This window comes from Labrys wisconsinensis (assembly GCF_030814995.1).
GTDB lineage: Bacteria > Pseudomonadota > Alphaproteobacteria > Rhizobiales > Labraceae > Labrys > Labrys wisconsinensis.
Genome location: NZ_JAUSVX010000003.1, coordinates 75461 through 93290 on the forward strand (window position 1 = coordinate 75461; position 17830 = coordinate 93290).

The window sequence follows — 17830 nt, forward strand, 5'->3', positions numbered from 1 at the left end:
TCAGCCGCACGGGACGGCCCCGACCGCCGCCCCGTGCATCCTGTGGATCGTTGTGGATCATCGATCGCCCGGGCATGCGGCCGCGCGGCCATGGTACATCTGACGGCCGACGAATCGATGGTGATCGCATGCCCCCGACCCTCGAAGCCACCATCCACCGCATCGACCCTGCCGGCCAGCAGCCCGCGTACCGGCAGGCGCCGCACAATGTCGAGGCGGAGCAGGCGCTGCTCGGCGCCATCCTGGTCAACAACGAGGCCTATTACCGCGTCTCGGACTTCCTGCTGCCGCAGCACTTCTTCGACCCGCTGCATGCCAAGGTGTTCGAGATCACCACCAGCCTGATCCGCGGCGGCAAGATCGCCACGCCCATCACCCTCAAGACCTTCCTGGGCCCGGACCAGGAGATCGCCGGCGGCCTGACGGTGGCGCAATATCTGGCGCGCCTCGCCGCCGAGGCGACGACCGTGATCAATGCCGGCGACTACGGCCAGACCATCTACGATCTCGCCATCCGCCGGGCCCTGATCGGCATCGGCGAGGACGTCGTCAACCTCGCCTATGACGCGCCGGTGGACATGGCGCCCCAGTCGCAGATCGAGGATGCCGAGCGCCGGCTCTACGAGCTCGCCGAGAGCGGGCGCTCGGACGGCGGCTTCGCCCGCTTCTCCGAGGCGCTGAAGGATGCCATCGACATGGCCTCCGCCGCCTATCAGCGCGACGGCAATCTCTCGGGCGTGGCGACCGGGCTCGACGACCTCGACCGGATGATGGGCGGCCTGCAGCCCTCGGACCTCATCATCCTCGCCGGCCGCCCGGCCATGGGCAAGACGTCGCTCGTCACCAACATCGCCTTCAACATCGCCAAGACCTATCGCTACGAGGTGCAGCCGGACGGCGCGCACAAGACCGTCGACGGCGGCTCGGTCGGCTTCTTCTCGCTGGAAATGTCGTGCGAGCAGCTCGCCACCCGCATCATCGCCGAGCAGGCCAGCGTGCCCTCCTACAAGATCCGGCGCGGCGATCTGATGGAGGAGGAGTTCTCCCGCCTCGTCATCGCCAGCCAGGAGATGCAGAACCTGCCGCTCTATATCGACGATACCGGCGGCATCTCCATCGCCCAGCTCGTCGCCCGCGCCCGCCGCCTCAAGCGCCAGCGCGGCCTCGACCTCCTGATCATCGACTATATCCAGCTGCTCTCCGGCGCCGCCAAGAAGGGCGACAACCGCGTCCAGGAGATGACCGAGATCACCACCGGACTGAAGGCCCTGGCCAAGGAGCTGGCCGTGCCGATCATCGGACTGTCGCAGCTCTCGCGCCAGGTCGAGAGCCGCGACGACAAGCGCCCGCAGCTCTCGGACCTGCGCGAATCCGGCTCCATCGAGCAGGACGCCGACGTGGTGATGTTCGTCTACCGCGAGGAATATTACCTCAAGAACAAGATGCCGAAGGAAGGCACGCCGGAGTTCTTCACCTGGCAGGCCGAGATGGAGGCGATCGCCGGCCACGCCGAGGTGATCATCGGCAAGCAGCGCCACGGGCCGACGGGCACGGTGAAGCTGCAGTTCGACGCGGACATCACCCGCTTCTCCAACCTCGCGCGGCCGGACCATCTGCCGGACCGGATGTGAGGCGCGGCCGGGCACATCGCCGGCGGGAGCACCCAGCCATGACGTCCACCAGGCCATGATCCCCGAAGCCGAAGCCGGCGCCAGGCTGACGATCGACCTCGCGGCGATCGCCGCCAACTGGCGGGCCCTGGCGCGCCGCGCGCCAGGGCCCGAATGCGGCGCGGCGGTCAAGGCCGACGCCTACGGCCTCGGCATCGCCGCCGCCGTGCCGGCGCTGCGCAAGGCGGGCTGCCGCACCTTCTTCGTCGCCTTTCCGGGGGAAGGCGCCGCAGTGCGGGCCGCCGCGCCGGACGCGGTCGTCTACGTGCTGAACGGCCTGGTCGCCGGGCGGGGCGAGGCCTATGCCGCCCACGACCTCAGGCCGGTGCTCGGCTCGCTGGAGGAAATCGCGGAATGGTCGGCGTTCCAGCACGCGACGGGGTGGGGCGGCGGCGCGGCGCTGCACGTCGACACCGGCATGACGCGGCTCGGCCTCCGGCTTGAGGAAGCGCTCGCCCATGCCGCCGCCCTGCCCCCGTTCAGCCTGGTGATGAGCCATTTCGCCTGTGCCGACCAGCCCGCTCACCCGCTCAACACCCGCCAGATCGCGGCTTTCCGGCAGGTGCGGGCCGCGTTTCCCGGCACGCCGGCCTCGCTGTGCAATTCCTCCGGCCTGTTCCTGCCGGACGACCTCGGCTTCGACCTGGTGCGGCCCGGCATCGCCCTCTACGGCGGCAACCCCACGCCAGGCCGACCCAACCCGATGGCGCCGGTCGTCAGGCTCGAAGCGCGGGTGATCGCCGTGCGCACGGCCCGGGCCGGCGAATGCGTCGGCTACGGCGCGACCTGGACCTGTCGCGCGCCCGGGCGGTTCGCCATCGTCGGGGTCGGCTATGCCGACGGCTTTCTGCGTGCCGGCTCCTCCGCCGACGACCGGGACGGCGCCCTCGCCCGGGTCGCCGGACATCCCTGCCGCGTCGCCGGGCGCATCTCCATGGACCTCACCGCCATCGACGTCGGCGCCCTGCCCGAGGACGCGGTGCGGCGCGGCGACTGGGTCGAGCTGATCGGCGACGGGCTTGGGATCGACGAGGTCGGGCGGCGCGCGGGCACCATCGGCTACGAGGTTCTCACCAGCCTCGGACGCCGCTATAACAAGCGCGTGACCGGCGGATAGGACCATGCTCGACCATATCGGCTTTCCCGTCTCGGACCTCGCGCGCTCGCGTGCGTTCTACGTCGCGGCGCTGGCACCGCTGGGTTTCGGCGTGCAATGGGAGGTGACGCCCGAGATGAGCGGCGGCGACAGCCATGTCGGCTTCGGCCCGCCGGGCCGGCCGCATTTCTGGATCGGCACGGGCCGGCCGCTGCAGGGGCGGCTGCATGTCGCGCTCGTCGCCGTCGACCGGCCGGCGGTCGATGCCTTCCATGCGGCGGCGCTCGCCGCCGGGGGAACCGACAACGGCCCTCCCGGCATCCGCGCCCATTATCATCCCGACTATTACGGAGCCTTCGTGCTCGATCCCGACGGGCACAATGTCGAGGCGGTCTGCCATAGACCCGCCTGAGCCGGCGCCGGGGAGTCGGGCGCCGCGCCTGGCTATTTCTGCGTCAGGAGCTTGGTGCCGAAATTGGTGACGAAAGAGCGGGCCTTGTCGGTCATCATCGACAGGACCCATGGCAGCGTCATGGTCAGCGTCACGTCCTCCGCGCCGACATCGACCGTGCCGCGCAGGCTCTGCTTCAAGGCGCTGACCTGGAAATCGAGATGGTTGCCGTTCCAGGTCTCCTCGTCGAGCGAGCCATAGGCGGCGTATTTCACCTTGGCCTTTCCGATCCCGACCTGGATCCGGCGCAGGGCTTCCGCCTGGCCGAGACTGTGAGGCACGGAAACAACGAGCGGCTTCGACATTACAGGCTCCGAGTGGGGAATATGGCGGCGCACCATAATGGCCATTGCCGCGCGATGCCACCTCCCCTCGCATCGCACCGAGCTTGATGCTAGAGGCTGCGGCGAATCCGTGCGTCCGTCCCCGACACGGACGCGCAAGCGGCAGCGGACATGGCCAAACGCTCCATCTCGTACATCTGCCAGAACTGCGGCGCGGTCTATCAGCGCTGGCAGGGCAAGTGCGATGCCTGCGGCGAATGGAACACCATCGCCGAGGAGACCGCGGCCGTGGCGTCCGTCCCCTCCTCGCAGCGCCCGCGCTCGCGCGGACGGGTGTTCGCGCTGGAGGCGCTGACCGGCGAGACCGGCGAGGCGCCGCGGCTGGTGTCGACCATCGGCGAGCTCGACCGCGTCACCGGCGGGGGCTTCGTGCGCGGCTCGGTGCTGCTGCTCGGCGGCGATCCGGGCATCGGCAAGTCGACGCTGCTGATCCAGAGCTGCGCCGCCCTGGCGCGGGCGGGTCATCGCATCGTCTACATCTCGGGCGAGGAGGCGACGGCGCAGGTCCGGCTCAGGGCCGAACGCCTCGCCCTCGCCGACGCGGCGGTGGAGCTCGCCTCGGAAACCGCGGTCGAGGATATCCTGGCCACGCTGGAGCACGGGCCGGCGCCGCGCCTGGTGGTGATCGATTCGATCCAGACCATGTGGACCGACACGGTCGAATCGGCTCCCGGCACGGTGACGCAGGTGCGCGGCTCGGCGCAGGCGCTGATTCGCTACGCCAAGCGCAGCGGCGCCAGCGTCATCCTGGTCGGCCACGTCACCAAGGACGGGCAGATCGCCGGCCCCCGGGTGGTCGAGCACATGGTCGACGCCGTCCTGTCCTTCGAGGGCGATGCCGGCCGCGACTTCCGCATCCTGCGCGCCATCAAGAATCGTTTCGGGCCGACCGACGAGATCGGCGTGTTCGAGATGACCGGGCTCGGCCTGCGGGAGGTCACCAATCCCTCCGCCCTGTTCCTGTCGCAGCGCGACCTCGGCACGCCGGGCACCGCGGTCTTCGCCGGCATGGAGGGCACGCGCCCGATCCTGGTGGAGATCCAGGCCCTGGTGGCGCCGACGACGCTCGGCACGCCCCGCCGCGCGGTGGTCGGCTGGGACACGGCGCGCCTGTCCATGGTGCTCGCCGTGCTGGAAGCCCATTGCGGCGTGCGGCTCGGCGGCCACGACGTCTATCTCAATGTCGCCGGCGGCCTGCGCATCCAGGAGCCGGCGGCGGACCTGGCGGTGGCGGCAGCGCTGGTGTCCTCGCTCACCGGCGCCTCGCTCGCCGCCGACGGCGTATTCTTCGGCGAGGTCTCGCTGTCGGGCTCGATCCGGCCGGTCGCCCATGCGGGAGCGCGGCTGAAGGAAGCGGCCAAGCTCGGCTTCCAACGCGCCTCGGGCCCGGTGCCCGCCAGCGAATCGGCTGCCGATGGCGGGCTCCTCATCGACGGCGTCACCTCGCTCGCCACGCTGGTCGCCACCATCGCGGCCTCGGGGGAGAGCCAGCGGCGGGGTGCACGCGCCGTGCGCCAGGGAGCCTGACCGGCTGGGGCGCGCGACCGACGCAAGGGCACGCCGGAGATTTGGCCACATTGTCAAGCAATGGTTGATGGCCCGCCGGGCGCGTGCCAAAGCGGGTGACTGCTGCCGGACGCACGGCTATAGAGGGCACGAACCGGGCCCGGCCGCCCATTCCATCAAGGACCAGCCTCTCGATGCCCGTTACGCTGCTCGATCTGATCGTCGTCGGTGTCATGCTGATCTCGGCGCTGCTCGCCATGGTGCGCGGGTTCACGCGGGAGGTGCTGTCGATCGCCGCATGGGTCGCTGCCGCGGCGGCAGCGCTCCTGCTGTTCCAGCACGTGCAGCCCTTCCTCGATCCCTACATCAAGAACCCCACCGTCGCTCAGCTCGCGTCCGGCGCGGCCGTGTTCCTGGTGACGCTGATCGTCGTCTCCTTCATCACCATCCGCATCTCCGACATGATCCTCGACAGCCGCATCGGCGCGATCGACCGGACGCTCGGATTCATCTTCGGCGCCGCCCGCGGCCTGCTGCTCGCCATCGTCGCCTTCCTGTTCTTCGCCTGGCTGGTGCCGGACAAGTCGCAGCCGGTCTGGGTGCAGGACGCCAAGTCCAAGCAGCTGCTGCTCTCGGGCGGCAGCTGGCTGATGGGCCTGCTGCCCAGCGACCCGGAGAGCACGATCCTGAAGCGGCTCAGGGCGCAGGATCTGCTGCCGGGCGACAACCAGGACGCCGATCCGGACGCGGCGCCGCCGCAGCCGTCGGCGCCGCAGACCCAGCCGGCCGAGCCCGCGCCGGCTCCGACGCCGCCCGCCAAGCCCGCACCGGCGAACTGAGGGCTTGCCCGAACGGAGATTGCACGCCACATCACGGTTGGATGACAAGGGGATTGCCGACGTGAGCGAAGCGACCCGGCCCGACGACGGCCTCGACATCGACCTGGACGGCGACACGCTGCGCGAGGAGTGCGGCGTGTTCGGCATTTTCGGGCACCCGGAGGCGGCCGCCATCACGGCTCTCGGCCTGCACGCGCTGCAGCATCGCGGCCAGGAGGCTGCTGGCATCGTCGCCTTCGACGGCAAGCGCTACCATTCCGAGCGCCGCCTGGGGCTGGTCGGCGACACCTTCTCCAAGCGCGACGTGATCGAGCGCCTGCCAGGCAGTGCCGCCATCGGCCATGTGCGCTATTCCACCACCGGCGAGACCATCCTGCGCAACGTCCAGCCGCTCTTCGCCGAGATCCAGGCCGGCGGCTTCGCGGTGGCGCACAACGGCAACCTCACCAACGGCCTGACGCTGCGGCGCGAGCTGATCCGCAAGGGCGCCATCTGCCAGTCGACCTCGGACACCGAGGTGATCCTGCACCTCGTCGCCCGCTCGCAGCGCGAGCGCTTCATCGACCGCTTCATCGACGCCCTGTTCCAGCTCGAAGGCGCCTATGCCTTCGTCGGCCTCACCAACAAGAAGCTCGTGGGCGCGCGCGACCCGCTCGGCATCCGCCCGCTGGTGCTGGGCGAGCTCGACGGCCATTACATCCTCGCCTCCGAGACCTGCGCGCTCGACATCATCGGCGCCCGCTTCATCCGGGACGTCGAGAACGGCGAGATCGTCGTCATCACCGAGAGCGGCGTGGAATCGATCAAGCCCTTCCCGCGCATGCCGGCCCGGCCCTGCATCTTCGAGTACATCTATTTCGCCCGGCCGGACTCGGTCGTGCACGGCCGCAACGTCTACCAGGTGCGCAAGCGCTTCGGCGCCGAGCTCGCCGCCGAGAGCCTGGTCGAGGCCGACGTCGTCGTGCCGGTGCCCGATTCCGGCGTGCCGGCGGCCATCGGCTTCGCCCAGGCGGCCGGGCTGCCCTACGAGCTCGGCATCATCCGCAACCATTATGTCGGACGCACGTTCATCCTGCCGACCCAGGCGATGCGCGAGGTCGGCGTGCGCATGAAGCTCAGCGTCAACCGCGCCGTCATCGAGGGCAAGCGTATCGTGCTGGTCGACGATTCCATCGTGCGCGGCACCACCTCGGTGAAGATCGTCCGCATGATGCGCGAGGCCGGCGCGCGAGAGGTGCATTTCCGCATCTCCTCCCCGCCGATCACCCATCCCGACTATTACGGCATCGACACGCCTGACCGGACCAATCTCCTGGCCGCGCAGAAGTCGCTGGCGGAGATGCGCGACTATGTCGGCGCCGACAGCCTCGCGTTCCTCTCCGTCGAAGGCATCTACCGCGCCTGCGGCTATGAGCGGCGCGATCCGGTCCGCCCGCAATTCACCGACCATTGCTTCACGGGCGACTATCCGACCTTTCTCACCGACGTGATCGGCGAGAGCGCCAAGCAGCAGCTGTCCCTGCTGGCCGAAGCGAGCTGAAGGCGCGGCACGCGCCTTCCGGAATTCGAAGCGCGGGCGACCGGCCCGGCCAAGGCAGCTTCTAAAGTGCAGGCAGGTTCGGGAGAACCTGCTTGGCCACATGGGCTCAAGGGGATCCGGATCATGTCCGAACTGTTCAAGGGCCGCGTCGCCCTGGTCACGGGCGCCTCGCGCGGCATCGGCCGGGCCGCGGCCCTTGCCCTCGCCGCGGCGGGCGCCCATGTCGTCGCGGTCGCCCGAACCGTCGGCGGGCTGGAGGAGCTCGACGACGAGATCCAGGCCAAGGGCGGCACCGCCTCCCTCGTGCCGCTCGACCTCAAGGACGGCGACGGCCTCGACAATCTCGGCTTCCAGCTGTTCGAGCGCTATGGCCGCCTCGACATCCTGGTCGGCAATGCCGGCATCCTCGGCTCGGTCTCGCCACTCGGCCATATCGAGCCGCGGGACTGGGACAATGTCATGGCCGTCAACCTCACCGCCAACTGGCGGCTGATCCGCGCGATGGATCCGTTGCTGCGCCGGTCGGAGGCCGGCCGGGCGCTGTTCGTGACCTCGGGCGCGGCCTGGAAGGCGGCGGCCTACTGGGGCCCCTATGCCGTGTCCAAGGCCGGGCTCGACACGCTGGTGCGCACCTATGCGCACGAGACCGAGAACACCGCCGTGCGCGCCAACCTGCTCTCGCCCGGGCCGATCCGCACGCGCATGCGCGCCGCTGCCATGCCGGGCGAGGACCCGGAGACGCTCCCCCCGCCGGAGGCGGTGACGCCGGCCGTGCTGCGCCTGACCGGCCCCGACTTCGGCGAGACCGGCAAGGTGTTCGATCTGCGCGAAGGCCGCGTGCTGGCGTTCCGCGGGCCGGCGTGATCAGGGCGTGGCCGCGGGCGCCGGACGGCGTACCCAGAAGGCCACCTCCCGGGCGGGATCGGCGAAGGCGAGCGCATAGTCGGCGAGGCTCGCGGCGACCTCGGGATTGGCCTCGATCCAGCCCTCGGCCGAAGGCCCTTCGAGAATGACCACGTCCGGTTTGCCGCGCCGGACATCCTCGACGAAGCCCTGCCTGTCGCGCGCGGCATAGGCGCGCAAGGTCTGGCGCTCGGCCTCGCTCAGGCCGGGATCGGCGAGCCGCGCCGCCGCCGTGGCGGTGACCCACAGGCTGCAGGGGCGCCCGACCCATTGCCCGTCGAGGAGGCGCACCAGCGGATGGCCGGCGGTGAGCTGGGCGGAGACGGCGATCATCCGGGGATGGGGCGGCGCGATGCGCGCGACCTCCTTGGCCAGATCGCCGCCGTCGCTGACGCTGTTGAAATATTGCAGCCCGATCGCCAGCCCCGTCACGAGCAGCGTGCGGACGAGGAGCAGGCGTCCGGCCGCCTCCTTGCCGGATGGGATCGCCGATCGCGGGACGACCGGCACCGCGAGCCAGAGCGCCGCCAGGGCGACGAGAGCCACGGCAGGATATTCGTGATTGACGAAGCCTTTGCCCTGCACGAGATAGGCGAGATAGAACCCCGCCGCGGCGAGCAGCAGCGTGGCGACGGGCGTGGCCGCCATCGGGCGTTGCCCGCCGAGCACGGCGGCCAGCAGCAGGGCGAGCGGCAGGGAGCCATAGCGCAGGACGAGCGCGGCGAAGGGCTCGCGCAGCGGCAGATAGGTCGCGACGGCGAGCGGAAGGCCGTCGGCGAGATAGGCCGGGAAGACCAGCGGGATGGAGGCGGCGTAGAGGGCCAGCACCGCGAGCGCGGCTGCCCATTCGGGCTGCAGGAGGCTGCGGATCGAGCGCGTGCGCCAGAGCAGGAACAGGGCCGGCAGAAGCAGCGCCGCAGCGAAATGCGGCTTGATGGCAAGGGCGATGCCTGCGCCGACCCCGGCGGCGAGAGCAGCGCCGAGACCGATCCCCGCCCGCTCGGCGCGCACCTGCAGGAGGGCCAGCATCGGCAGCAGGGCCAGGAGAGCCCAGTGCTCGCGCTGGGCGAAGGCCTTGGCCGGCAGGATCAGCAGGACGAAGACGGCGCCCGCCGGCAACAGCGCCTGCGCAGCCGGCGACAGGCCCCTGCCGACGGCCAGGATGCGGGCGGCGCCGAAGAGCGAGAGGGCGGCGAGGCCGAAGGTCGCCGCCGCGACCGCCAGCTCCGGGCGAATCGCGAGGGCGCGGGCGAGAGCAGCCCAGGGCAGATAGATCAGGATCGAGGCCGGTGGGTTGGTCTCGACGAAATCGACATAGGGCACGGCGCCGTCGAGCACCCGTTCACACACCGTCAGCAACCAGGAGGTGTCGGCGTTGATCGGAGAGAGTGCGTGCTGAACCACGGCGACCGCGAACAGCAGGAATGCCGGCAAGACGACCCGTCCGGCCGACGCCATCCGACTCCATCCGGTCCCGCCGGCCACCGCCTCGACACGCGCCTCGCCCATGCTCCCCCCCGATCAGATCGCCCGGTCGGCAAATCAGCACGGAAAACCTACGATTTGGTTCGCTTTTCCGGCATTCGGGGCCGCCTGCGCGATCGCAGTGGAAAAATCGACGGCGGAAGGGCTTCGCCGCCGGCAGAACGCCGATCCCACCCGTCTTGTCTTCAAAAAAGTCTCAATTGCTCCTGCATGTTCGTTGCGCCGGGAATGAGGGTACACCCCATGGTCGACACCACGGGTTCAACCGGGCTCGGCCCGGTCCATCACATCAGCAAGCTCGACGTCCGCGAGCTTCGGCCGACCCAGATCACGGTCGGCCTCCGCGAAGTCGCGGAAAAGCGCGAGCAATGGCGCGCCTTGAAGAAGAAGGACCGCAAGGAATTTCTCGACAGCCACCTCGTGCCGGCCGTTCTGGGCCCGAACGGCGCCTTCTACATCACCGACCACCACCATCTCGCGCGCGCCCTGCTCGACGAGGGATGGGATACGGTCTGGGCGGCGGTCCAGGCGGACCTCGGCAACCTCGGCCGCGACGAATTCTGGGTGGTGATGGACCATCGGATGTGGGTCCACCCCTACGACGCGGACGGCATCCGGCGCGACTTCTCGGACGTGCCCAAGCGGATCGCCGCCCTGGTCGACGACCCCTATCGCAGCCTCGCCGGGGAGGTGCGACGGCGCGGCGGCTTCTCCAAGGACACCACACCGTTCAGCGAGTTCCTGTGGGCGGACTTCTTCCGCCGGCGCATCCCGGAATCGCAGCTGCGCGAGGATTTCGTCGGCGCCGTCGCCCTCGCCCTCGAGCTCTGCCACACCCGCGCCGCGATCCATCTGCCCGGCTGGTCGGGCACCCATATCGACGACCGGACATGAGCGCCGACGCCGTCCGCGCGCGCGGCGATTCGACACCCGTCACGACAAGATGAGCGGCATTGCCGCCGACCGCCGGAACAGGGCCCAGCCATGCGCGAAAAGCACATCGTCATCCATAGCCAGGCCCTCGACTTCTGGCTGGCGCGCGGCGCCGTGCTGGCCATCGTCTGTCTCCAGCTGCTGGTCATCAACGACCTGTCCTTCGGCCCGCGCTGGCTGGCGCCTGCGCTCGAGCTGGCGCTGCTGGTGCCGCTGTCGGTCGCCACGGCCTGGACGCAGGCGCAGGTCCGCGACGCGACCGCCGATCACGAATGGAACGCCATCGCCCGCTATCGCGTGCTGATCCGCCGCACCGCCCTGCTGCTCACCGGCATCGTCAGCGTTATGAACTGCGGCGCGCTCGTCGGCCTGGTCCAGGCGCTGCTGCACGGCCATGCCTCGAACGGCACCACGCTGCTGGTCGACGCCCTCAACATCTGGGTCACCAACATCATCGTCTTTGCCCTGTGGTTCTGGAGCACCGACCGGGGCGGCCCGCCGACCTGCGGCCTGGTGAAGCGCGCGCAGGCCGACTTCCTGTTCCCGCAGATGACCTTCACCCAAAGAGAGGCCGGCACCTGGCTGCCCGGCTTCGTCGACTACCTCTATCTCGCCTTCACCAACGCCACCGCCTTCTCGCCCACCGACACCCTGCCGCTGACGCGCAGTGCCAAGCTGCTGATGATGGTGGAATCGATGATCTCGCTGCTGACGGTCGCGCTGGTGGCGGCGCGTGCCGTCAATATCCTCGCGTGAACGGCGGGGCCCTCGGTGGGGCCTTACTGAGCGCCGCTGGTGACGACGTTGACGAGGCCGATCGACAGCGCCTGGCCGTGGAGCGCCTGGGCGAGGATGTCGGGCAGGTCGGTGGCGGCCTGCGGGCTCGTCAGCCCTCGGAGGGCCCGGTGCAGGTCGTCCATCGGCTTGTCGGTCATGACGGCGACGAGGTGCTCGGATCCGAAGGGCGGATCCTTCACCTGCAGCGGCAGGCTGAAGGTCTTGCCGGTCCAGGTCGCGTCGTGCTCCAGGGCGGAATCCGGATAGAGGAACTCGACCTTGCCGTCGGGCGGCAGGTTGAACAGGGTGAGATAGGGATGCGCCGGCTCGGCGAGGCGGACGGTGACCCGCTCGCCGACATGGTGGACCTGGGCGCCTTCGACGATGTCGAACGGCACGATGCCGCGGCCGGCCTCGGCCTGGAGAAAGGCGATGGCCCGCCACTTGGCGACGATGCCGGCCAGGCCTTCCGGCGCGACACCCTCGGCGACGATGCCGGCGACACGCTTTTCCACGGTGCGCCCCGCCACGTCGTAGACGAGATCCGCCGCGGCCTCGTCCTGCACGATCGCCGCGCCCTTGACCTCGGCCGGACCGGCACCGCCGCGATAGGCGAGCTTGAGCGTATCGGCGAGGGCGGCCTGCTCGGCGATCTGGATCGCCTGAGCGATGTCGGCACCGGCCGCCGGCTCCGCTGCAGGCACAGCGGCTGCAGGCCCGGCCGCTGCGGGCCCGGCCGCGGGCACCGTCGCGGGCACGGCCGCGCGCGAGCCGAGCACGACGATCGGGCGCGGCAGAGCCGGCAACGTACGCGGAAACTGCTGATTGTCGGTGCGCTGCTGGATGGTCGCGCGCACGAAAGCGGTGAGCTCCTGCTCGGTGGTGACACCGTGGTGGGCGGCATCCGCAGCGCCTTCCAGGGCGCGTGCGAAGGCATAGGACAACGCCCCGCGCGGCTTGCCGTCGATCTGGATCTCCGGCGAGAGCTGGTCCGCGGCGACCGCCGCCAGGAAGGTGACGCTGTCCGCCTCCGCGATGGTCCGGTCCTGCGAGGGCACGGGCGGCGCGAATTTCACGAGCTCGTCGCGCGAGATCTTGAGCTTGGGGATGGCCCTGTAGGTCAGCCCCATGGTCACGCCGCGGGTCATGCCGCCGGAATGGCAGGAATCGGCGACGAAGACGACGTGGATGCCCTTGTGCTCGGCATCCTTGATCCAGCCCGTCACCTCGTCATCGAGGATCCGGTTCGCCAGTCCCGGCCCCGAGAGGTCGTAGTTGACCATGATGAAGGTCTCGGCCAGGCCGTCGGGATGGTTGTGATCGCCCTTGGCCGCCGGCTCCTGACCGCCATGGCCGGCATAGGTGAAGATCAGGGTGTCGCCGGCCTTGGCCTGCGCCAGCAGGCTGTCCCAGGCCTCCTGCACCTTCTGCCGGGTGACCTCCTTGTCGGTCAGCAGGATCATCCGGTCGACGCCGGCCCCCTGCAGCGCCGTGGCGATGTCCTGGGCATCGTTGACGGCACCGTGCAGCTTGTTGACCGGCGGGTCGTAATCATCGACCCCGACGATCAGGCCGTACCGCGCCGCGGCGGCGGGGCCGGCACAGCCGAGCCAGAAAACCAGGGCGGGAACGGCCAGGGCGAGCCTGGGCAGAGCGCGCGCGAGCGATGTCGTCATCGAAGCCTATCCGTCTCGCCCCCAGTGTGGACGATCATGGCCAATCATGTCGAATCTGCGCCTTGAGCCGCGCCGGCCGCCCTCGCCGAGGTTGCATTGTTTCCCCCGGCACAGCAACCCCGTCGGTCGTGCCGGCGTCGGTGGCCGGTGGAGCTGAAAGCCGCTCCTGTTTCCGCTAGTGTCCGCCTGGACCATCCCGGAGATCCGCGTCATGGCTGCCTATGTCGCCCTGCTGCGCGCCGTCAATGTCAGCGGCACCGGCAAATTGCCGATGGCAGCGCTCAGGGCGGCCTGCGAAGCGGCGGGGCTCGAGCGCGTCTCGACCTATATCGCCAGCGGCAACATCGTCTTCTCGAGCCCGCAGACCGCCGCCACGGTCAAGACCCTGATCGCCGGCCTCCTGCACGAGCGCTTCGGCCTGACGAAGAACCACGTGCTGGTGCGCACGCCGGAGAAGCTCGCGCAGGCGATCGCTGCCAACCCGTTCGCGGACGCCGCCGCGACGCGGCCCAACCTGCTGATGCTCACCTTCCTCGACGGGCCTGCCGCCGAGGGGGCGGCGCAGCGGCTCGCCGACCATCGCGGCCCCGAGCGGCTGCATCTCGATGGCGAGCACCTCTATATCGACTATGCCGAGGGCGTAGCCCGCTCCAAGCTGACGCCGGCCTTCCTCGATCGGGCTCTGCAGGTGCCGGCCACGGCCCGCAACTGGAACACCGCCAACACGCTCCTGGGCATGGTACGGGCTCTGGAGGCGTGACCGTGGCGGTGCACCTCGCGCTGCTGCGCGCGATCGGGCCGGCGACCCACGCGAAGATGTCGATGCAGGACCTGCGCCAAGCCTGCCGGGCCGAGGGTCTCGGCACGGTCGCGACCTACATCCAGACCGGCAACCTCATCATCGGGAGCGAGTTGCCGCCGAATGCCGTGCAGGCGGCCGTCGAGAGGGCCCTGCTCCGGTTCGGGCTGACCAACCGGGTGGTGATCCGCGCGCCCGCTGCGCTCGCCGCGGTCCTGGTGGAGAACCCGTTTCCCGAGGCGGCCGCGACCCGACCGAGCGATCTGTGCGTCTGCTTCCTGGCGGAACCGGTTCCCGCGGCGCTCCTGGCACGGCTCGACGGGCATGCCGGGCCCGAACGGATCCGGCTGGTCGGCGCACGGGACCTTTGTGTCGACTATCCCGCCGGCGTCACCGGCTCGAAGCTGACGCCGGGCGTGATCGAACGCAGGCTCTCCACGCCACTGACCGCGCGCAATTGGAACACGGTCGGCAAGCTCTCGGCTCTGGCAGGACCGGCCTGAAAAGCCGGCCGCTCACTCCGCGACGACCAGGTCGACCCGCGCTGCCTCCAGCGCCTGAGCAAGATCATCGGGCGGGCGGGCGTCGGTGACCAGCACGTGGATCTTGTCCAGCGGCACCACCTTGGCGAAGGCGTGGTGCCCGAACTTGCTGGAATCGGCGACGATGATGGTGCGGCGCGCGGCGGCGATCATGCCCGACATCATGCCGGCCTCGGCGAGATGGCTGGTCGAACAGCCGTCAGGCGTGATGCCGCCGACCCCGATCACCGCGGTATCGGCATGGATCGCCTGGGCGCCGACCAGGGCCACCGGTCCGAGGGTGATCTGGGCGCCGCTGCGGATCTCGCCGCCGATGAGATAGAGGTTGCGGATGGCCTGCGGCGGCACGGCCGCCGGCAGGCTGAGATTGTTGGTGACGATGGTCAGCCGCGACCGTGCGCCGAGGCCGGCGGCGAAGGCCAGCGTGGTCGAGCCGCCGTTCACGATCAGCGTCTCGCCGTCGTAGATCAGCTTGGCGGCGGCGCGGCCGATGCTGCTTTTTGCGCTGTGTTGTGCGTGCATGCGCTGATCGAACGGCATATCTGCCGCCGCAAGGTTATCGGCGGGCACGGCACCGCCATGAATGCGGCTGAGAAAGCCCTGCTCAGCCAAGATGTCGAGATCTCTGCGGATCGTGTCCAGAGAAACGTCGAACTTGGCGCTCATCTCGGCCACGGTGATCTGGCCGCTTTGCCTGGCGAAGCGGAGAATCTCGGCTCTCCTCTTTGCAGGGAGCGCGGAATCTCCAAAAACTTGCTCGAAATCAGCAGTGCTCATGACGCCTCTTGCCGGAAGACCCGCCGGCGGACCACTCACGCCATACCGTAGCACGCTTGAAGCCCACTCAAAAGACGCAATTTCTCGCACTCAATCTCCACAGAAATTGCTTGACGATGCGTCTTTATGCTGTTTTCGTCTCGCTCGTCGATGAGCCCAAGCCCCGCCAGAAGAGGGGGCGGCCCAATCACGGGAGAAAACGCATGTCGGATAGCAACGATCGGGAGTCGAAGACCGCGTGGAAGCCCGCGCATCGCATCGCACGGCGCCAGTTCCTGAAGGCGACCGCGCTGGCCGCCGGCGGCCTGCTCGCCGCGCCGGCCGTGCTGCGCCATATCGAGGTGGCGCAGGCCGCGGACAGGACGGAGATTTCCTTCGCCAGCGCCAAGTTCTTCGGCAAGAGCACCGTGGCGCAGGTCGTCGAGGCCTTCAACCAGTCGCAGGGCAAGATCCTGGTCAAGTACGACGAGCTGCCGCCGCCCAGCGCCTCGACCGAGGTGCATCAGGGGCTGGTGCAGCGCCTGGCCAAGAAGGACGGCACGCCGGACGTGTTCACGCAGGACGTGGTCTGGATCGCCGAGTTCGCCGGCGCCGGCTGGGCGCTGCCGCTCGACGAGTACGTTTCCGCCGACGAGGCGGGCCAGTACTTCCCGGGCGTGCTGGCGGCCTGCCGCTGGAACGGCAAGCTCACCGCCCTGCCCTGGTTCGTCGATTCCGGCATGCTCTACTATCGCACCGACCTCCTGAAGGAGATCGGCGCCGGCGTTCCCGAGACGTGGGACCAGCTCGTCGCCGCCGCGCAGGCCCTGATGAAAGCCGGCAAGGCCAAGATCGGCTTTTCCTGGCAGGCCAAGCAGGCCGAGGTGCTGATCTGCGACCTCGTCGAGTTCGTCACCTCCAACGGCGGCGCCATCCTCGGGCCGGACGGCAAGACGGTCGAGATCACCAAGCCGGCCGCGGTCGAGGCGGTGCAGTTCATGTACGACACCATCGCCAAGCACAAGATCAGCCCGCCGGACGTGCGCAGCTGGGACGAGGAGCCCTCGCGTGCGCCCTTCACCGGCGGCGACGCGGCCTTCCTGCGCAACTGGTCCTATGTCCATCCCATCGCCGAGGATCCGAAGTCGTCCTCCATCGCCGGCAAGGTCGGCGTCGCGCCGCTGCCGCACTTCGCCAAGGGCAAGAGCGCGGCGTGCCTCGGCGGCTACCAGTACGGCGTCAATGCCGCGACAAAGAACCGCGACGCGGCGATCGAGTTCCTGAAATGGCTGTCGAGCCCGGAGACGCAGCTGCGCTTCGCCGTCGAGCTCGGACTCGCGCCGAGCCGGCCGGGCGTGTTCGATTCCGCCGAGCTCGGCAAGGCCCAGCCGTTCATGCAGACGCTGAAGCCGGTCTTCGTCGGCGCGACGGCGCGGCCGGTCACCCCGAAATACGCCCAGGTGACGCTGGCGCTGCAATCGGCGGTGTCCAAGGCCGTGACCCACGGCAACGTCGCCGAGGCGCTCGGCGAGGCCAGGCGCAAGCTCGAGCAGATCGTCGCCTGATGGCCCAGTCGGTCCCCGTCCCGGAGCGGGCGCTGCGGAAACGGAGCGCGCAGGAGGTGCGCAGGGGCTGGAGCGGTCGCTTCACCCCTCTCCTCTTCCTCGTTCCGGCTGCCGTCGCCCTCGCCTCGGTCTCGGTCTACCCGATCCTCGACGGGGTCCGGCTGTCGCTCCGCGATACGCTGCTCTCGACCCAGGACGACAATTTCGTCGGCCTGGCCAACTATGCGGCGCTGGCCGAGGACGACCAGTTCTGGTCGGCCTGGCAGCACACGCTCGCCTTCACAGCCGCTTCGACCCTCCTGGAGACGCTGCTGGGCCTCGGCATGGCGCTGGTGCTCTACGAGCCGTTCCGCGGCCGCGGCGCCGTGCGCGCCGCCATGCTGATCCCCTGGGCCATCCCGACGGTGGTGACCTCCAAGATGTTCGGCTGGCTGTTCGACGGCCAGCATGGCGTGATCAACTGGCTGCTCGTGCAGGCGGGGCTGATCTCCGACTACGTCAACTGGTACGGCTCGCCCGATACCGCCTTCGCCTCGATCATCGCGGCCGACGTCTGGAAGACCGCGCCCTTCATGGCGCTCCTGCTGCTGGCCGGCCTGCAGACCATCCCGCATTCCCTGGTCGAGGCGGCGCGCATCGACGGCGCCGGCCCCTGGCAGGCCTTCTGGCACGTGCGGCTGCCCCTGCTGCTTCCCACCCTGCTGATCGCCGGCATGTTCCGTGCCCTCGACGCCTTCCGCATCTTCGACCTCGTCTATGTCTTGACCGGCGGTGGCCCGGCCGATTCCACCGAGGTGCTCTCGACACTCACCTACAAGACGCTGTTTTCCGGCCTGCAGTTCGGCTACGGCAGCGCGCTTGCGAGCGCCATGTTCCTGACCGAGGCGGTGCTCGCCGCCGGGTTCGGCATCTACATCGTCCGCCGCATGCGGCAGGCCAACGGGTGAG

General features: G+C 69.6%; 17 protein-coding genes. 13 read left to right on the forward strand and 4 right to left on the reverse strand.

Annotated elements, in window-relative coordinates:
- Nucleotides 1-128 precede the first annotated feature (128 nt).
- Genes QO011_RS10300 through QO011_RS10310 form a run of 3 tightly spaced genes read left to right on the forward strand, consistent with a single transcriptional unit; the run spans nucleotide 129 to nucleotide 3178 of the window.
- Complete coding sequence (locus QO011_RS10300; RefSeq protein ID WP_307271201.1) at nucleotides 129-1631, forward strand: replicative DNA helicase; 1503 nt, start codon at nucleotides 129-131, stop codon at nucleotides 1629-1631.
- Nucleotides 1632-1686: 55 nt separating this feature from the next.
- Nucleotides 1687-2787, forward strand: coding sequence for an alanine racemase (gene alr, locus QO011_RS10305; protein ID WP_307271203.1), 1101 nt, complete (start codon nucleotides 1687-1689; stop codon nucleotides 2785-2787).
- A 4-nt stretch (nucleotides 2788-2791) separates the two neighbouring features.
- Nucleotides 2792-3178: a VOC family protein gene (locus tag QO011_RS10310; protein ID WP_307271205.1), complete on the forward strand. Its 387-nt coding sequence runs from the start codon at nucleotides 2792-2794 to the stop codon at nucleotides 3176-3178.
- A gap of 32 nt (nucleotides 3179-3210) precedes the next feature.
- On the opposite strand, the gene QO011_RS10315 is transcribed toward QO011_RS10310, so the two are convergent.
- Nucleotides 3211-3522 carry a polyhydroxyalkanoic acid system family protein gene (locus QO011_RS10315; RefSeq protein WP_307271207.1) on the reverse strand — a complete coding sequence of 104 codons (312 nt, stop codon included), beginning with the start codon at nucleotides 3520-3522 and terminating at the stop codon, nucleotides 3211-3213.
- Between the two features lie 150 nt (nucleotides 3523-3672).
- On the opposite strand from QO011_RS10315, the gene radA reads away from it, so the two are divergent.
- The 4 genes from radA (at nucleotide 3673) to QO011_RS10335 (ending at nucleotide 8310) form a co-directional block, all read left to right on the forward strand.
- Complete coding sequence (radA, locus tag QO011_RS10320; RefSeq protein WP_307271210.1) at nucleotides 3673-5088, forward strand: DNA repair protein RadA; 1416 nt, start codon at nucleotides 3673-3675, stop codon at nucleotides 5086-5088.
- Nucleotides 5089-5261: 173 nt separating this feature from the next.
- Entirely contained in the window at nucleotides 5262-5906 is a 645-nt protein-coding gene (locus tag QO011_RS10325) for a CvpA family protein (protein ID WP_307271213.1), read from the forward strand.
- 61 nt (nucleotides 5907-5967) lie between these two features.
- Nucleotides 5968-7446: an amidophosphoribosyltransferase gene (purF, locus tag QO011_RS10330; protein WP_307271215.1), complete on the forward strand. Its 1479-nt coding sequence runs from the start codon at nucleotides 5968-5970 to the stop codon at nucleotides 7444-7446.
- Nucleotides 7447-7569: 123 nt separating this feature from the next.
- On the forward strand, nucleotides 7570-8310 hold the full coding sequence (locus tag QO011_RS10335; protein ID WP_307271218.1) for an SDR family NAD(P)-dependent oxidoreductase: 741 nt from the start codon (nucleotides 7570-7572) through the stop codon (nucleotides 8308-8310).
- Here the strand turns inward: QO011_RS10335 and QO011_RS10340 are convergent, their stop codons facing one another.
- Nucleotides 8311-9783, reverse strand: coding sequence for a hypothetical protein (locus QO011_RS10340; RefSeq protein ID WP_307271221.1), 1473 nt, complete (start codon nucleotides 9781-9783; stop codon nucleotides 8311-8313). It abuts the gene before it with no gap.
- A 294-nt stretch (nucleotides 9784-10077) separates the two neighbouring features.
- On the opposite strand from QO011_RS10340, the gene QO011_RS10345 reads away from it, so the two are divergent.
- Together QO011_RS10345 and QO011_RS10350 are read left to right on the forward strand one after the other, a co-directional pair.
- Nucleotides 10078-10728 carry a ParB-like protein gene (locus QO011_RS10345; RefSeq protein WP_307271224.1) on the forward strand — a complete coding sequence of 217 codons (651 nt, stop codon included), beginning with the start codon at nucleotides 10078-10080 and terminating at the stop codon, nucleotides 10726-10728.
- 90 nt (nucleotides 10729-10818) lie between these two features.
- Nucleotides 10819-11523: a hypothetical protein gene (locus QO011_RS10350; protein WP_307271227.1), complete on the forward strand. Its 705-nt coding sequence runs from the start codon at nucleotides 10819-10821 to the stop codon at nucleotides 11521-11523.
- A gap of 23 nt (nucleotides 11524-11546) precedes the next feature.
- Here the strand turns inward: QO011_RS10350 and QO011_RS10355 are convergent, their stop codons facing one another.
- On the reverse strand, nucleotides 11547-13220 hold the full coding sequence (locus QO011_RS10355) for a caspase family protein (protein WP_307271229.1): 1674 nt from the start codon (nucleotides 13218-13220) through the stop codon (nucleotides 11547-11549).
- Between the two features lie 211 nt (nucleotides 13221-13431).
- Between QO011_RS10355 and QO011_RS10360 the strand changes: the two genes are divergently transcribed.
- Entirely contained in the window at nucleotides 13432-13980 is a 549-nt protein-coding gene (locus tag QO011_RS10360) for a DUF1697 domain-containing protein (protein ID WP_307271232.1), read from the forward strand.
- Between the two features lie 2 nt (nucleotides 13981-13982).
- A complete protein-coding gene (locus QO011_RS10365; RefSeq protein ID WP_307271235.1) occupies nucleotides 13983-14522 on the forward strand; it encodes a DUF1697 domain-containing protein in 540 nt (179 codons plus the stop codon).
- A 12-nt stretch (nucleotides 14523-14534) separates the two neighbouring features.
- Here QO011_RS10365 and QO011_RS10370 read toward each other — a convergent pair whose 3' ends face one another.
- Entirely contained in the window at nucleotides 14535-15377 is an 843-nt protein-coding gene (locus QO011_RS10370; RefSeq protein WP_307271237.1) for a DeoR/GlpR family DNA-binding transcription regulator, read from the reverse strand.
- Nucleotides 15378-15541: 164 nt separating this feature from the next.
- Between QO011_RS10370 and QO011_RS10375 the strand changes: the two genes are divergently transcribed.
- Both QO011_RS10375 and QO011_RS10380 read left to right on the forward strand, forming a co-directional pair.
- On the forward strand, nucleotides 15542-16882 hold the full coding sequence (locus tag QO011_RS10375; RefSeq protein ID WP_307271240.1) for an ABC transporter substrate-binding protein: 1341 nt from the start codon (nucleotides 15542-15544) through the stop codon (nucleotides 16880-16882).
- Complete coding sequence (locus QO011_RS10380) at nucleotides 16882-17829, forward strand: carbohydrate ABC transporter permease (RefSeq protein WP_307271243.1); 948 nt, start codon at nucleotides 16882-16884, stop codon at nucleotides 17827-17829. The genes QO011_RS10375 and QO011_RS10380 overlap by 1 nt, the downstream gene beginning before the upstream one ends.
- The last annotated feature ends 1 nt before the right edge of the window (nucleotide 17830 follow it).

Bases quoted from the DNA above. Each gene is read 5' to 3' on its own strand.
- QO011_RS10300 (WP_307271201.1), top strand. From the start codon at position 129: ATGCCCCCGACCCTCGAAGCCACCATCCACCGCATCGACCCTGCCGGC.
- alr (WP_307271203.1), top strand. From the start codon at position 1,687: ATGATCCCCGAAGCCGAAGCCGGCGCCAGGCTGACGATCGACCTCGCG.
- QO011_RS10310 (WP_307271205.1), top strand. From the start codon at position 2,792: ATGCTCGACCATATCGGCTTTCCCGTCTCGGACCTCGCGCGCTCGCGT.
- QO011_RS10315 (WP_307271207.1), bottom strand. From the start codon at position 3,522: ATGTCGAAGCCGCTCGTTGTTTCCGTGCCTCACAGTCTCGGCCAGGCG.
- radA (WP_307271210.1), top strand. From the start codon at position 3,673: ATGGCCAAACGCTCCATCTCGTACATCTGCCAGAACTGCGGCGCGGTC.
- QO011_RS10325 (WP_307271213.1), top strand. From the start codon at position 5,262: ATGCCCGTTACGCTGCTCGATCTGATCGTCGTCGGTGTCATGCTGATC.
- QO011_RS10335 (WP_307271218.1), top strand. From the start codon at position 7,570: ATGTCCGAACTGTTCAAGGGCCGCGTCGCCCTGGTCACGGGCGCCTCG.
- QO011_RS10345 (WP_307271224.1), top strand. From the start codon at position 10,078: ATGGTCGACACCACGGGTTCAACCGGGCTCGGCCCGGTCCATCACATC.
- QO011_RS10350 (WP_307271227.1), top strand. From the start codon at position 10,819: ATGCGCGAAAAGCACATCGTCATCCATAGCCAGGCCCTCGACTTCTGG.
- QO011_RS10355 (WP_307271229.1), bottom strand. From the start codon at position 13,220: ATGACGACATCGCTCGCGCGCGCTCTGCCCAGGCTCGCCCTGGCCGTT.
- QO011_RS10360 (WP_307271232.1), top strand. From the start codon at position 13,432: ATGGCTGCCTATGTCGCCCTGCTGCGCGCCGTCAATGTCAGCGGCACC.
- QO011_RS10375 (WP_307271240.1), top strand. From the start codon at position 15,542: ATGTCGGATAGCAACGATCGGGAGTCGAAGACCGCGTGGAAGCCCGCG.
- QO011_RS10380 (WP_307271243.1), top strand. From the start codon at position 16,882: ATGGCCCAGTCGGTCCCCGTCCCGGAGCGGGCGCTGCGGAAACGGAGC.